Source organism: Campylobacter sp. RM12640, assembly GCF_020137595.1.
In the GTDB taxonomy this organism is placed as follows: Bacteria; Campylobacterota; Campylobacteria; order Campylobacterales; family Campylobacteraceae; genus Campylobacter_E.
In genome coordinates, this window is the sequence record NZ_JACGAU010000002.1 from 17,774 (window position 1) to 33,658 (window position 15,885).

General features: G+C 25.8%; 15 protein-coding genes. 12 read left to right on the plus strand and 3 right to left on the minus strand.

Features of this window, described 5'->3' with window-relative positions:
* A complete protein-coding gene (locus tag AVBRAN12640_RS00925) occupies positions 1 to 684 on the plus strand; it encodes a hypothetical protein (protein ID WP_336608721.1) in 684 nt (227 codons plus the stop codon).
* Positions 685 to 702: 18 nt separating this feature from the next.
* On the plus strand, positions 703 to 1,149 hold the full coding sequence (locus AVBRAN12640_RS00930; protein ID WP_214120053.1) for a low molecular weight protein-tyrosine-phosphatase: 447 nt from the start codon (positions 703 to 705) through the stop codon (positions 1,147 to 1,149).
* Positions 1,150 to 1,163: 14 nt separating this feature from the next.
* Here the strand turns inward: AVBRAN12640_RS00930 and AVBRAN12640_RS00935 are convergent, their stop codons facing one another.
* The 3 genes from AVBRAN12640_RS00935 to trpS are packed head-to-tail and all read right to left on the minus strand — an operon-like array spanning position 1,164 to position 5,650.
* The gene (locus tag AVBRAN12640_RS00935; RefSeq protein WP_214120054.1) at positions 1,164 to 3,416 is read right to left on the minus strand and encodes a tetratricopeptide repeat protein; all 2,253 of its coding nucleotides are present in this window, start codon (positions 3,414 to 3,416) and stop codon (positions 1,164 to 1,166) included.
* Between the two features lie 8 nt (positions 3,417 to 3,424).
* Complete coding sequence (gene serS, locus AVBRAN12640_RS00940) at positions 3,425 to 4,672, minus strand: serine--tRNA ligase (protein WP_214149743.1); 1,248 nt, start codon at positions 4,670 to 4,672, stop codon at positions 3,425 to 3,427.
* A 9-nt stretch (positions 4,673 to 4,681) separates the two neighbouring features.
* Positions 4,682 to 5,650, minus strand: a complete 969-nt coding sequence (trpS, locus tag AVBRAN12640_RS00945) for a tryptophan--tRNA ligase (protein WP_214116695.1) — start codon at positions 5,648 to 5,650, stop codon at positions 4,682 to 4,684.
* A 75-nt stretch (positions 5,651 to 5,725) separates the two neighbouring features.
* On the opposite strand from trpS, the gene AVBRAN12640_RS00950 reads away from it, so the two are divergent.
* From AVBRAN12640_RS00950 to AVBRAN12640_RS00995, 10 genes are read left to right on the plus strand one after another with little or no spacing between them, the layout of a single operon-like run.
* Entirely contained in the window at positions 5,726 to 6,655 is a 930-nt protein-coding gene (locus AVBRAN12640_RS00950) for an NAD(P)-binding domain-containing protein (protein WP_214116693.1), read from the plus strand.
* A 2-nt stretch (positions 6,656 to 6,657) separates the two neighbouring features.
* Positions 6,658 to 8,796 (plus strand): hypothetical protein, encoded by a 2,139-nt coding sequence (locus tag AVBRAN12640_RS00955; protein ID WP_336608722.1) that lies wholly within the window; start codon positions 6,658 to 6,660, stop codon positions 8,794 to 8,796.
* Positions 8,793 to 9,476, plus strand: coding sequence for a tRNA1(Val) (adenine(37)-N6)-methyltransferase (locus AVBRAN12640_RS00960; RefSeq protein WP_214120057.1), 684 nt, complete (start codon positions 8,793 to 8,795; stop codon positions 9,474 to 9,476). Before AVBRAN12640_RS00955 ends, AVBRAN12640_RS00960 begins: the two co-directional genes overlap by 4 nt.
* Entirely contained in the window at positions 9,463 to 9,828 is a 366-nt protein-coding gene (locus AVBRAN12640_RS00965) for a YkgJ family cysteine cluster protein (RefSeq protein ID WP_214116687.1), read from the plus strand. Before AVBRAN12640_RS00960 ends, AVBRAN12640_RS00965 begins: the two co-directional genes overlap by 14 nt.
* On the plus strand, positions 9,810 to 11,192 hold the full coding sequence (locus AVBRAN12640_RS00970) for a hypothetical protein (protein ID WP_239802726.1): 1,383 nt from the start codon (positions 9,810 to 9,812) through the stop codon (positions 11,190 to 11,192). Before AVBRAN12640_RS00965 ends, AVBRAN12640_RS00970 begins: the two co-directional genes overlap by 19 nt.
* The gene (locus tag AVBRAN12640_RS00975; RefSeq protein ID WP_214116683.1) at positions 11,180 to 11,650 is read left to right on the plus strand and encodes a hypothetical protein; all 471 of its coding nucleotides are present in this window, start codon (positions 11,180 to 11,182) and stop codon (positions 11,648 to 11,650) included. Before AVBRAN12640_RS00970 ends, AVBRAN12640_RS00975 begins: the two co-directional genes overlap by 13 nt.
* Positions 11,622 to 12,092, plus strand: a complete 471-nt coding sequence (locus AVBRAN12640_RS00980) for an HIT family protein (protein WP_239802728.1) — start codon at positions 11,622 to 11,624, stop codon at positions 12,090 to 12,092. The genes AVBRAN12640_RS00975 and AVBRAN12640_RS00980 overlap by 29 nt, the downstream gene beginning before the upstream one ends.
* Complete coding sequence (mnmH, locus tag AVBRAN12640_RS00985; RefSeq protein WP_336608723.1) at positions 12,079 to 13,059, plus strand: tRNA 2-selenouridine(34) synthase MnmH; 981 nt, start codon at positions 12,079 to 12,081, stop codon at positions 13,057 to 13,059. The genes AVBRAN12640_RS00980 and mnmH overlap by 14 nt, the downstream gene beginning before the upstream one ends.
* A 22-nt stretch (positions 13,060 to 13,081) precedes the next feature.
* Positions 13,082 to 14,323 carry a DUF262 domain-containing protein gene (locus AVBRAN12640_RS00990; protein WP_336608724.1) on the plus strand — a complete coding sequence of 414 codons (1,242 nt, stop codon included), beginning with the start codon at positions 13,082 to 13,084 and terminating at the stop codon, positions 14,321 to 14,323.
* Positions 14,313 to 15,824: a DUF262 domain-containing protein gene (locus AVBRAN12640_RS00995; RefSeq protein ID WP_336608725.1), complete on the plus strand. Its 1,512-nt coding sequence runs from the start codon at positions 14,313 to 14,315 to the stop codon at positions 15,822 to 15,824. Before AVBRAN12640_RS00990 ends, AVBRAN12640_RS00995 begins: the two co-directional genes overlap by 11 nt.
* Positions 15,825 to 15,885 lie beyond the last annotated feature (61 nt).

Consider the following 15,885-nt stretch of genomic DNA (forward strand, 5'->3'; position numbering starts at 1 on the left):
ATGAACGAAGAATTAAATATAACTAGGTCATATTTTTACGAATTTTGTGCTAGAGCAATTAGCTTTATGAATAATGATGATTTTAATACTTTAAGAGAACAAGCTAAGTTTTTTTATGATAATTTAGATGATTTAAAAGATGATTTTAAAGTAATTTTAGATACTAATTATGCAGCTTATAAAGATGAGCAAAATGCTGTTTTTTATGATTTTTCTTATGTAAATGTGCCTACTGATGCTAGTTTTTATGATGAAGGGCGTGATAATGGCAAAATGAGAATAATTGCAACAGGAATTTTAAAAAGAGCTAATTTAATCAAAAACGCAAATCTTAGCGATAATGAAGATAGTATGAATTTTTTATTTTATCTAGGTAGTGTTTTATGCAAAAATAATGATGAATTATGTCAGGAACTATTTTCAAGAATTATTAATGAAGTTGTAGATGAGTTTTGTGAAAAACTACAAACTCATAAAAACTCAAAAATATTTACTCATATTGCAAATATCATATCTTATTTAATACAAATTGAAAGGGCATTTTATAGTGTAAATGCACCTGCTAAAAAAGAATCGGTTGCAGATAAAGCATTGCAAAGAATACCTTATGAACCAAGACTTCCAACCGAGTTTTCAAAAATCAATATGAGTGAGCTAACTAGCTTTAAAGAAAATATAGAATAAGTTTTATAAAGGAATAAAATGAAGATAATGTTTGTATGTTTAGGCAATATTTGTCGCTCTCCTATGGCTGAGTTTATTATGAAAGACTTATGCAAAAATAAAGAATTTAAAATAACAAGTTCAGGAACAGCAGGCTATCACGATGGAGAAGATATGCATATAGGCACGAAAAAACTTTTAAAAAATAAAAATATTGAATGTGATAATTTTGTATCAAAAAAACTCACAAAAAAATTATGCCAAGAATATGATTTAATCCTTACTATGGACGAGAGTAATTATAAAGATGTTTTAAATAATTTTTATGAGTTTAAAGACAAAGTAAAACCAATATGTTCTTATTGTGATTTAGGATATAAAAATGTGCCTGACCCTTGGTATACAAATAATTTTGATGAAGTTTATATGATTTTAAATAATGCTTGCAAAAATATCCTAAAAGAAATTGAAAATAATAAGATTTAGCTAAAAACTAAATCTTATCTAAATATCTGAAATGTAAAAAACTCTGATTTGTATTCATCATTCATTTTCTCATATTGTGATATAGCTGATTCATAATTTTTTGCTTCGTGATAAAGTAAAGCTAAAGCCAATCTTGATTCAAGATTGCTTGGATTTTTTACACGAGATAGTTCAAGTAAGGCTATAGCTGAATTATTATGCCCTGCTCCAATAGCTGCAACACTAGCTAAAAATAAAATATCAGAATCTTCAATATGATAATCATCAATCAAACTATTATAAATTGCAAAACTCTCTTCAAATTCATTAGCATAAATATCTATATAAGCAAGTGCTTTTAAAGCTCCTATGTCTTCATTAGTTTTTAAATATTGCTTTAATTTTTCTCTTTCTTGTTGTAAAAGACCTGAAATCTGCATTAATTTTACATAGTTATACCCTACTATTTTAGCACCACCAAATAATGAGCGATAATCTAATTTTTTGTTAAGAAAATACATTTGAACATCTTTAGCATAGGCTTTTACATCTTTTTTATTGTTTTTTAAAGAAAAATATAAAATATTTGCGATTATGTCATTATCACTTAAGTCTATTAAAACTTTTGATTTATCTATCATCTTGTCATAATCATTTTGCATATAAAATCCAAGAATTTCTAAACTAATATTGCTAATATTATTTGTATTAGTTTGGTTCAAAAAACCTTGCATATTTACATAATCTTTTTTCTTAATTGAAAGCAATGCTAAATAATAATTTCTATCTTTTTCATCTTCAACATAATTTAAATTATATTGTAAATCTTGCTCTAATTTCGTAGTATCATCATATAACAAATCCGAACAAAATAAAGCATAAATTCCTGCTCTTAAATCCTTAGGGTCTAAATGATAACTAGCTAAAAAGTGTTTTTTTGCTAAATCATATTTGCCTAAGAGTGCATATGCTAAACCTAAATCATATTGCAAAATACTATGCTGTGGATAAAGCTTTACTAATTCTTCTAATAACTCACTAGCACTCTTTATATCATAACTAAAAGCATAATTTAAAGCTTTTGTAATTTGTATATTTATCTTTGATAAAGTTTGACTATTTTTAAGATAATTTGAGCTTTTATCTAAATCATCTAAGTAAATATTAACATTTGCCTTATTTATCATTTTAGTCGCACTTGTCGCATCAAATACTTTAAAAGGCGAAAAATAAAATATCAAATCATATTTTTGTTGCTTTGAATCTATAAAGGTTTTTTCATAAGTATGTTGAGCGTAATTTATATCAAATATCCTATCATCTATGGTTGTTTTGACATTATAGCTTGACTTAAGCCACTCTAAATCATTTTTTTCTAATTCTTTTAAAAACCTTGAAGCTTCTTGATATTCTGCTAATTTTATATCAACTAAAGCTAAAGCTAATTTTGTCTCTTTTGGTTTTATTCTTTTTTCAAGTGCATTTTTTAAATAAAATCTTGCTTTGTTATATTCAGCATTTCTTGCATAAAGTAATCCTAAAGATAAATTTTTATCATAAGAATCTTGTAAATTAATCTCTCTTATAGAATCAGAACTTTTATTAAATGAGCTTAATATTTTTGCTCTTAAATATCTTGCGTCGTTTTGATAAAGTGGATGGATTTGTTTATTTAATGCTTGTAAAGCTTCAGGATAAAATCCTTTATAAAAATTCACTAAACCCAAGTAATAATAATAAAGGCTTGAGTTTTTTTCATTACTTAAATAAGAATATGCTAAATCTATATAATATTTAAATTCTTTATCTTTTTGTAATTTTAAAGCACAAACAGCAGCATTTAAAGCAGCCACCGTGTTATTTTCATTATTTTCCAAAGCCTTTTGAAAACTCTCTAAAGCTCCTTTATAGTTTGCTTGTTTCATTCTTGAAACTCCTAAATTATAATGCGAAAAACTCTCATTATATTTAGCTATATTTTCATATATTTTTAAAGCTTCACTTTTGTTTCCACTCTCATATAAAGCATTGGCTTTTGCCACCATTAAATCTAATTTTTGGCTTTTAAATTGTTGAATGCTTATTTTTGGTTCTATTAGCTCATTTTGCTCAACTTTAATTTCTTTTGACTTATCTTGAGTAAAAATTAAAAAAAGTAAAACTACTAATAAAATAATAATAAGTAAAGAAAGTCCAGCAATTAAAATTATACTTTTTTTGCTGAACTTACTTTGTTTTACTGGAAGAGTATTTCCTTCTTCAATAACAATTACTTGTTCTTCTGCCATACTTTATCTTACATATATTTTTGTAATACTTCAGGTATTGCTATTGTGCCATCTTCTCTTTGATAATTTTCCATAATAGCTACTAAAGTCCTACCTACTGCAAGGCTTGAACCATTTAGTGTATGAGCTAATTTGTTTTTACCATTTTCATCTTTATATCTTATTTTTGCGCGTCTTGCTTGAAAATCATAGCAATTACTAACAGAGCTAATTTCACGATATTTATTTTGTGCTGGTAGCCACACTTCTAAATCAACGGTTTTTCCTGCACTAAAGCCCAAATCCCCACTACAAAGCATTAAATGTCTATGAGCTAAACCTAAGCTTGTTAATAAATCACTTGCACAACTAAGCATATCTTCAAATACTTTATCGCTATCTTCTTGAGTGCTAATGCTTACAAGTTCAACTTTTCCGAATTGGTGTTGGCGGATAATTCCTTTTGTATCACGCCCTGCACTTCCTGCTTCTTTTCTAAAACAAGGTGAATAGCAAGTCATTTTGATAGGCAATTCATTTAAAGCTATAATTTCATCATTATATAGATTTGTTACACTAACTTCACTTGTAGGGATTAAATATAATTCTTCGCCATCAATTTTGAATAAATCATCTTTAAATTTAGGTAATTGTCCTGTGCCAAACATAGTATTAGCATTTACAATATAAGGAGTATTTACAAACTCAAATCCTCTTGAGCGGTTAAAATCTATCATATAATTATATAATGCTCTTTCAAGTCTTGCACCTTCACCGCGTAAAGCTACAAAACGACTTTTAGCAACTTTTACACCACGCTCAAAATCAAGCCAACCAAGTGCTACACCTAAATCGTGATGGTCTTTTGGAGTGAAATTAAATGTTGGTGGAGTTAATACCTTTTTAATCTCTACATTTTCTTCTTCATCATTTCCAATAGGCACACAATCAGCTATTAAATTTGGAATACAAGCTGCAATTTCATTTAATTTAGCTTCACTTATGCTTACTTTTTCGTTTAATTCAGCTATTTTTTTCTTATTTTCATCTAAAGACTTTTTAAGCTCACTTATATCTTCTCCTGATTTTGCTTTAAGTCCCATTTCTTTTGAGAATTTGTTTTGAAAACTTTGAGCGTTTTCTAATTCTATTTTTAACGCTTTTGTATCATTATAGCTATCTAATAAACTTTTTAAAACTCCATCATCTACTTTTTTTGCTTTTAATTTTTGATTAAAAACTTCATAATTTTCTTCAATTTTTCTTAAATCTATCATAATTTCTCCTTATAAACTTAAAGCTTTATAAACTTGTTGCATTTTATTTTGCGCTAATATACTAGCTTTTTTTGCACCATCGTTTAATATATCAGCAATTTCTTTACCTTGCAATAATCTTTCATACTCACTTCTAGCCTTGTCAAAATACTCCCAAATAACATCACATAAATACAATTTAAAATGCCCGTATCCTTCTCCACCTTTTTCATATCTTGCACGAAGACTTGCTAAATCATTTTCATCTAAAAATAATTCAGCAATTTTATATATATTACAATTTTTCCAATCCTTAGGCTCTTCAATAGGAGTGCTATCGCTTACTATTTTATTTACTTGTTTTTTAAGTTGTTTATAGCTTGTGAAAATATCAATAGTATTACCATAACTTTTACTCATTTTAGCACCATCTGTGCCTACTATTGTTTGAGTATTTTCATCAACTAATGCTTCAGGGATAGTAAATACATTTCCAAATTCATTATTAAATTTAATTGCAATATCTCTTGTGATTTCTAGGTGTTGAATTTGGTCTTTTCCAACAGGAACTAATGGTGCATCAAACAATAAAATATCAGCCGCCATTAAAACAGGATATGAAAATAAGCCGTGATTTGCACTAAGACCTTTTGCTATTTTATCCTTATATGAATGTGCTCTTTCAAGTAATCCCATAGGAGTAAATTGCGATAGTATCCAATAAAGTTCTAAGACTTCTTTAACATCACTTTGTAAATAAAATATACTTTTATTTGGATTTAATCCTAAAGCTAAAAATGCAGCTGCTGCTTTATTAATATTATCTTTAAAATTACTAGCTGTTTTTTTATCCTTTAAAATACTTGTCATAGCGTGATAATTTGCAATAAACATTATCATTTCATTATCATTTTGTCTTTTCATCATTGGAGCTATTGCTCCAAAATAATTGCCTATATGCAAATCCCCACTTGGCTGAAGTCCTGTAAAAATTCTCATTTGTTCTCCATATCTTTACTTGTAATTTAAAATTTATGCTTAATATAGAGCAAAAAAATTAATAAAGGAGCTTAAATGCTATATGATTTAGTAGTAATAGGTGCAGGTCCAGCAGGAATTGCAAGTGCTTATGAAGCACATAAAAATGGTTTAAAAAATGTTTTATTAATAGAAAAAGCAGCAGAGAATTGTCAAACTTTTAGAACTTATTATAAAGATGGAAAAAGAGTTGATAAAGTTTATAATAAAATTGATATTCCAAACTTAGGAAATATACCTTTTGAAGATGGAACAAAAGAAAGCTCATTAGAATTATTTACAAGCCTTTGTGATGGTTCTTTTGAAGTAATGTTTTCAAATGAAGTTGAGAAAATCAAGCAAGTTGATGGAAATTTAGTTGTATATTCAAGTAAAGGCGAATTTAAAACAAAAAATGCAGTAATTTCAATCGGTAGAATGGGAAAACCAAATAAACCAAGTTATAAACTACCTTCAAAATTAAGTAAAGTTATCAATTTTAACGCAAACGATGCTAAAGAAAATGAAAAAATCTTAGTAGTTGGTGGTGGTAATAGTGCTGTTGAATACGCTGTTGATTTAAGCAAAAAAGCAAATGTTACATTATGCTATAGAAGAGCTGAATTTAGTAGAATTAATGAAATAAATCATAAAAATGTATATGAAGCAAAACTTACTTTAAAATTAGCAACTGATATTAGCGAAGTAAATGAAGTAGATAACAAACCTGAAGTTACTTATACTAATGGTGAAAAAGAGATTTTTGATAGGATAATTTATGGAATTGGTGGCTCTACTCCAGTTGATTTTCTAACAAATAGTGGAATAGAAATTGATGATAAAGGCGTTCCTACTTTTGATACTAATATGCAAAGTAATGTTAAAAATATTTTCGTAGCAGGAGATATTGCTAGTAAAAATGGAGAAAGCATAATAACTGCTTTAAATCACGCTAAAAAAATTGCTGATTATATTATTAAGGGTTAAGCTTGGCTAAGAAGAATTTAACACTATATAGCTTAGGTGCTTGTGCTGTTATTTTAGGTGGAATTTATTTTGTAATTCCATCTAAAGACACAAAAACAAACCAAACACCAATAAAACCACAAGTAAAAATAGAGCAAAAACAACAAACAAAACAAGTGCAATTGCCAAAACTTGAAGAACAAAACTATAAGATATTAAATGATAGAATTGTAAAGCTTACAAAGCAAATAGAAAGCTTAAAAAATAGCAATACCAAAGCCAATGAAATAGAAAATCTATATCAAGAAATTGAAAAATTAAAAATACAAAACGAACAATTAGAAACCAAGAATAATGAATTAGTTCATCGTTTAAATAACGAAAGTTTATTAGTAAATGAAAATAGCAAAAACTCATATCAGCAAATGATAGATAAGCTAAATGAAGATTTAGCAAATTATAAAAGCGAAAATGATAGTTTAAAATTAAGCTTAAATGATAAAGAAAACGCTGTTAAAAATCTAAATTCTTTACTAGGAACTCTTAGTAATCAAAAACAAATGGACGAATTTGAACACGATAATTTAGCAAGAAAATTGCAAGATGAATTAGATAAAGCAAATGCAAAAATCATAGCAAATCAAAAAAATTACACAGATGTGGTTAAAGAAAATGATATTTTAAAACAAAGAGTAAAAAATCTAGGGAATTTAGAAAGTGTAAATGCTGAATTAAGTAAAGTAAATAATGAACTTAACTTAAAAAATCTTGAATTAAGTAAAGAAATAAAAGCAGCAAGCAAGTTAAATGATGAATTAAAAAGCAATAATAATTCTGATTTTGTAAAGCTTAATTTGGATAATAAAAATCTCCAAGCAAAATTAGATGATGCTAAAACTTCAATATTAAAACTAAATCAAGTTAAAAATGATTTGGAACAAAAATTAGATAATTTGAAAAATATTGAAAAACAAAGAGATGAATTAAAAAATGAAGTTTTTCAAGCAAAACTAGAACTTGAAAAATCTAAAAACGAACAAACTAAAGTGATTAAGGATTTAAGTGATAAAAGCCAAAATTCACTTGATAATCTTACAAAAGAGCTAAATAAAGTTAATGAATCTAATGCTAAATTACAAGATAAAAATACAAAAAATGAAATAGCATTAAAAGATATGCAACTAAAAAATAAAGAACTAGAATTAGACTCAAAGAAAAAAGAAAAAGATTTAAGTGAAACAATAGCAAAACTTCAAAAAATTGATGAGCAATTAAAAGCAAGTAGTGCAAATAATATGGATTTAAAAACAAAATTAGATAATTTACAAAAAGAAAAAATAGAATTAACCACGCAATTAAATAAAATTAATAATGAGTTTTTAAACTATAAAAACGATAGCTTAAGTAATAAACAAAACGATGTTAAAGACTTAAATAATAAACTTTACGAAAGTTCAAAAGCTTATGATGAGCTAAATGTAAAATATATTGCTTTAAAAGAAGAATATGCAGCTAAAGAACTAGATAATAATAAAGCAAAACAAGAAAACAAAACACTTTTAGATGAAATTGAACAACTAAAATTAACTATTAGTAAGGATACAAATTCTGAAAGAGTTTTAGCCTTAGAAGAAGAAAAAGATAAGCTATTAAAACAACTAAATGAAATAAATATCAAAACTTTAAATAACTATAATCAAGAAAATAGCGAACTAATAGCAAAAAAAGAAAAAATTCAAGAATTAGAAAAAAAACTTGAATTAGCTCAAAAAGGAAGTTCGTTAAATACAAATAGTTTAAAACTACAAGATACTTTTGTTTGTGATGATATAAAATCAGGAGTAATTGGACTTAGTAAAACTTGCTCGCTTAAACTTGATAAATTCTTAGCAAAATATAATCAAAATTATTTATATGAGATAACTCCTATAATTGATGATAGTGGCTTTAAGAGTTTAAGTGCTATTGATGGAGTTCATATGGCTAGCAAAGAAGTGCAAAGATTAACTCGCTTAGCTAATTTTGGATTATCAAAAGATAGAACAAAAAGTGCTGCAAGTTATATAAAATCAAAAATTCCTAATGCACTAATTAGCTCAAGTTTAGAGCCTGAATACTCAAAAGATAATAAAAAAGGCTTTATTTTAAGAGTTTATAAATGATAATTTATCAATATAAAAACGGCTATCGCTACAATAGTGATAGCATAATTTTATATGATTTTATAAATAAAGATAAGCTTAAAGGAATAGGACTTGATATTGGTGCTGGAAGTGGAATTTTAAGCCTATTATTAAGCGAAAATAAAAATATAAAAATAGATGCAATTGATATTCAAGAAGAAAATGTAAAACTATGCAAAAAAAATTATGAAAAAAATAATCTTGATTATAAAGTAATTTTAGGTGATATTAAAGATTATAAAGTTTATAATTATTATGATTTTATAATCTCTAATCCACCATTTTATTCTAAAATGCAAGCACAAAATAAGCATTTAAATATTTCAAGACATATTGATTTTTTGCCACTTGAAATATTGTTAAAAAGTGCTGATAAATTATTAAAACCGAAAGGTTTTTTATATTTTTGTTATGATGCTAAAAAAATTGATTTAATATTTGAAACCTTAAAAAATACGAATTTAAAATGCGAAATAATAAGATTTATTCACACAAAAGCCGAAAAACCATCAAATTTAGTATTAATTAAAGCAAGAAAATTAAGCAAAAGCGATGTGCTGATTTTACCACCTTTAATATGTAACGATAGCAATGGCACAACAAAAGAATTTAATTCAATTTATCAAAATATCAAGGTTCAAAGTTATGATTTACAATAAAGATTACTCATATTCATTTGATGAGAGTAAATGTAGTGAGTGTGGCGGTAAGTGTTGCACGGGTGAGAGTGGTTATATATTTTTAACTAGCGATGAAATTATCCAACTAGCTAAGATAAAAAATACAACTTTTAATGATTTTGTTAATAAATATTGCATTAAAGTAGGCGTTAGGTTTAGCCTAATTGAAAAGCCATACAATAATGGCTTTGCTTGTATATTTTTTGATGAAATTAATAAAAATTGTGGAGTATATGAAGCAAGACCTATGCAATGTAGAACATTTCCGTTTTGGGAATATTTTAAAAATAACCTAAAGGAGCTTAAAAAAGAATGTATTGGGGTAAATTAATACTAATCTTATTAGCTAGTATTACTTTTGCTGATAGTATTGATGATTTGCGTTTAAATGCAATGTTAAACGAAAATAATAATGCTAAATTATCTAGCGAATCATATTTAAAATTATATGATGAAACAAAATTAAAAGCTTATTTAGAAAATGGAATAAAACAAGGTTTTATTGCTAATTTAAATATGGATAAAGCAGTAAATACTTTAAGAGATATTGATAAAGATAATAATTTAATCAAAAAACTAGACATTGTTAAATTAGTAGAACAAAAAAATTATAAACAAGCAAAAAAAGAATATTATAAATTCATATCAAAAAACGAAGATTTTACACTAGCTAATGCTATGAGTAAGGAGCTGTTTAATCAAGGATTAAAAAAAGAAGCCTTACAAATATCTAAAGATTATTATAAAAAATATAGCAATTTATACTCATTATATTTATATATTGAAATGCTTATGGCTAACGAAAAATATAAAGATGTAGTAAAACTAACAGAAGAATTTAATAAAACCGCAGAAGAAAATAATAAAGTAGATACAGAATTAGCTCCTTTTTTATTAATGCGTTTAAATGCTTTAAAAGCTCTTAATATGTGGGAGAAAACGATTAGATTAGACCCTAAAGGCTATTCAGAACAAATATTAAAATTATTTAAAGAAAAAGATTATAAAAATATCAAAGAATATACTAAATTAGTGCCTATAAATCCTGATTATTCATTGTTTTTATTGTATAGATTAGAAGCGCTTTATGAACTTAATAATTCTTCAGATATTAATGAGATTTTTAGCTTAGGAATGAAGCTTTATGAATTTACAAATAATAAAGATATTTTATACACAATAACTAAGAAATTACTGGAATTTAACAAGAAAAAAGAACTTTATGAAATAGCTAATTTGGATGATGAATTAGCTTATAAGGTATATTTTAATTTAAAAGAATATAAAAAACTTAGTGAATTTTTATATCAAAAAGCAATTAAAGAAAATAATAATAGTTATTTAATAGAATCATATATATACGAAATGCTAGATAATCCTAAAGAATTTGATTATTTCAAATTAGATGAATTAGTAGCTAAAGGTGGCGTTGCTCCTAATATGCTAAATATATATGCTTATACAATAATTGATGAAAAAATTGATATTGCAAAAGGTATAAAACTAATACAAAAAGCTTTAGAACAAGAACCTGATAATGCTTATTTTCTTGATACTTTAGCTTGGGGATATTATTTAATAAATGATTGCAAAAACGCACAAGAAACTATGCAAAAAGTATTACAAAACGAAGATGTTTTAAATGAAGATGAAATAAAACTGCATAATCAAAGGATAAATAAATGCAAGAATTAAGCAAAGAAATTCTAATAAAAAGCCTTGGATTTAATCTGTTTTATCCAAGAGATTTAAGTGAATTTAAAAATGAAATAATTAAATTTAGCTATGACTTAAATGATTTAAATGATGCTTTTATTACCAGTGATTTTGATGAGCTAGGTTATGCTAGGCGTTATGTTAAAAAGCATTTATTTTATTATTCAAAAAACTTAAGCGAAGATGAATTAATCAAAGCTAGTATTTACGGAGCTGATGGGATTGTTTTGGATAAAATTGCTAATAATGATTTATTAAATCTTGCAAAAAATTGTGGTTTTAGCTTAGGATTTTTAGCTAAAAATAATATAGATTTATTTAAAGCTACCATAAAACAATTTGATATTTTTATTGCTAACGATAAATTATTAAAAAATGTTCCAAATACTAAATATAAAGGAATTCTTAATGCAACACCTAAAAGCACCTTGGCGTGATAAATATTTTAAAGAAGATAGAAGTTTATGTCCTTTTTGCGAAGATAGTGAAGTGCTAGTTTATGAAGATGAGTTATGTAGGGTTTTAATGAATAAATACCCTTATTCTCCAGGACATATTCTAATAACTCCTAGAAAGCATGTTGAGTTTTTAAACGATTTAGATGAGATAACTTGGCTTAGAATGGCAAAAATAGCTAGATTTGCTGAAAATATTATGAGAACAACCTTGCACGCACAAGGAGTAAATATCGGACTTAATTTAGGCGATGCAGCTGGTGCTGGTATAGCAAAACACTTGCATTTACATGTCTTACCAAGATGGCATAAGGATACTAATTTTATAACCACTATTTGTGATACTAGAGTTATAGGGACTAGCCTAGATGAATTATATTTAAAGATAAAAGAGAGCTTTAAAAACTACAATGCAGCTAATTAGTGCTAAAGAATTTTTAAATATTAATAAAAATATTTTAATAGACGCAAGAAGTCCAAATGAATACAAAAAAGCACATTTAAAAAAAGCCTTAAACTTTTTTGCTTTAAATAACGAAGAGCATAAATTAGTAGGGACAAAATATGCTACTAATAAATTTAACGCAAAATTATTAGGAGCTAGTTTTATTTGTAAAAACACAAGCATTCATCTTAAAAAAATACAAAATATAGCAAATCCACATAAAGATGAAATATATATTTATTGTGCTAGAGGCGGTCAGCGAAGTGGCGCGATAGGTCATATTTTAAGTGAGATTGGATTTAAAGTCTATAAATGCGAAGGTGGTTTTAAAGAACTTAGAAACGAGATGATTTCGTATCTTAATAGCTATCAAAATCCTAATTTTGTAAGCCTAGCAGGAAATACAGCTTGCGGTAAAACAAGGCTTTTAAAATTACTTGATAATAAAATAGATTTAGAAAAATTAGCCCATCATTTCGGCTCAACTTTTGGCTCTCGTGGGTTTTTACAACCTAGCCAACAACAATTTGATATAAATCTAATAAATGAATTAAAAGCATTAAAAGATGCAAAAGTATTCATAGAAGCAGAGAGCAAAAACATAGGAAATATAACTTTATTTAATAATTTTTACGAGCAAATGAATAGCGGTATTAAGGTGTTTTGCGAAGCTAGTTTGGATATTAGAGTGCAAAATTGTGTGAATGATTATCAAAACATTAGCTCGGAGTTTTTTTATTTTTGTCTTGAGAGATTAAAGCCTTATTTAGGAAATGCCTTAGTTTATGAGCTAAGCACTGCTTATAATAATAAGGATTTAAAAAGTGTAGCAAAAATACTTTTAGTCAATTATTATGATAAGGTCTATAAAAAACCTAAGGAATTTGATTTATTATTAAATCTTGATGATTTAGAAAAAGCTAAAAATGAGTTAATGAAATTGTAATTTTATAATCTAAAGGATTTTTATGGATAATGTAAGCTCAAGCATATTAACTTTTGATAAATTAACCGAACTAAATCTTAGCATACCTGATTATCAACGCCCTTATGTATGGGAATTAAAACAAACAAAAATGCTTTTAAAAGATATTGAAAGTAACAAAAATATAACATTGCTAGGCTCTATCGTTTTATACAAAACTAACAAAGTAACAGAAGATAATAAACCAATTTATGAAATAATAGACGGACAACAAAGACTAACCACTATAAAGCTTATTTTGATAGCTTTAGGTAAAGATAATGAGAGTTTTTTAAAAAACGCTAAATATTATCATCAAATATCGCATATAAATATAAAGAAAAATTACGATTTTTTAAAAGAATATCTAAAAAATAAAACAAATTTTTACGAAAAGTTAGAAAAGATTAATTTTATTTATATTAGCACGAATGATATAAAAAGAGCTTTTGTGTTTTTTGATAATATCAATACTAAGGGCAAAAAGCTAGAAAATTACGACCTAATCAAGGCTTTTTGGGTTATAAATTCTCAAAGTGATTTGATAAATTACTATGTGAAAAAATATAATGAATTTATTGAAGATGGTAAAAGTAATAAAATATATGAAAGTAACGAAGTGGTTAAAAACTATTTTCAATTTTTCTTAGAAAATTTAGCAATGATTAGAAAATTTGATGATGAGCATAAATTTGATTTTTATTATTATTCTTGGGCTATTGATATTATTGATGAATATTGCAAAATTACACCTTTTAGCACAGGTTTAAATCTAAACAATATAAATGCAAGTTTTGCTAATGGAATTAGCTTTTTTTCTTGGGTTAAAAAACATTATGAAAATAAAGATGTGATAGCTAAAAGTAGCTTTTTAAATAAACTTGTTAAAAGCAATTATCCAAAAAGCAAATATTATGATTATTCTTATATATACACACAATTTGCACTTATTGTATATCTTGATAAATTTCTTAATGGAGATTTTGATAGGGTGGTAAGAATGATTGTAAGGATAATGTATTATAAGGTTATTACAGGTGGAAGGACTGATTATATTTCGCTTGTTGCAGACCTTAGAAGAATTACTAAAATGGTAATAAACTCAAATTGTGAAAATGATTTTATAAGAAGATTGGATAATTTAATAAGCTTAGAAGAATATCAAATTAGTTCATTTCAAAGGCTTGAATTTTTAGAAGATGAGTTTAGAAAATACAATATTTTAGGAGCAAGTAATGCAAAGTAAGATAATAAGCCTAAATAAAATTAATAAAAGCATTGTAATACCGATTTATCAAAGGTTATATGAATGGGATAAAGAGCAAATAAGAATACTTTTAGATGATATTTTAAATGCAAACGAAGAATATTTCATAGGTACAATTACAACTAGCTTAAGAAATAATGAATTAATAATAATTGATGGGCAACAAAGGCTTAGCACTATATTTTTCTTATGTGCTTATATGTGCTATGAAAATAACAAAATGCAAAAAGCTGAAGGGGAATTTGCAAATGCTTTTAATTTTGCGTATTTAGAAAATGAATGTAGATTTAAAATGCCTTTAAGAGAAGATATAACAGATGCTATTTGGGATTATGATTTTAATAATTTAGGCGAGAATATAGATAATGCTTTTGATACTTTTGAAGAGTATTTTAAAGACAATGATAAGTCAAAATTAAACGAAAACCTTTTTAAAAATATAAAAATTAATTTAGTAATTTTAGATGATAATTTAGGCGAATATTTTTTAACCATGAATAGCAATTTAATTCAATTAAATCCAAGTGATATTTTAAAGTCATATTTACTAAATCTCTTAAAAGATGATGATAAATATTTTTATTATTCAAATATTTTAAACGAATGTATGCAAATGGATAAAATAGCTGATTTTAATACCAAATACGAAGCTCTTAGCATAGGTAGGATTTTAGACTTGGATATAAAAGAATGTAAAGCAAAAGAGTTTAAAAGCATTGTTGATTATCCTACATTTGTTTTGCATATTTTTAGGATTTTATTTGGAGATGAAATTAAAATTGATAAAACAAAATTCTTAGAAAATACTTGGAATAAATTAGAACATTCTAAAGAAAATGCTATAAAAATAATAAATGCTTTAAAAGAATATAGAATTATTTTTGATAGAAGAAGTGTTAGAAAAACTCACGAAGATTATAAGCTTTTAGGAGATTTAAAGGATACTAAGCTTGAAGTATTTTTAAATTATTTAAGAGTAGCTAGAAATCCTAGTGAATATTTAGAAACTTTACTAACTTGTAAAAGTGATGAAGATTTATTTAAAGAGCTAAAAAACCTAGATGATAATCTAGCAAAAAACGACAATCTTGATGATTTAAATTATAATCATCCAAATATTGTTTATTGGTTACAACGCTATGAATACTATCTAATGCAAGATGTTGATTTTAAAAATAACTATAAAAATTACATTGCAAATTACCGCTTTAGAGATATTAATTCAGTTGAGCATATTTACCCACAAAGCAAAAGCAAAATTGATGACTTAGGCAATTTAGCCGTAATAAGTGATAGTGAAAACTCACAATTTAGCGATAAAGATTTTAATAAAAAGAAAAATATTTTTCAAAATTTCATAAATGAAAAAATAATAATTAGTCTAAAATTATTAGAAGTCTATTCTAAAAATAGCTGGGATTTAGAAGAAATTAATGCCTATCATAAAAAAATGCTAGATATTTTAAATAATTCCTTTTAATCTAAATACAAAATTATTTTAAATTCCATAAAAATATTAAGAATTTAAAATAGATTTTGTG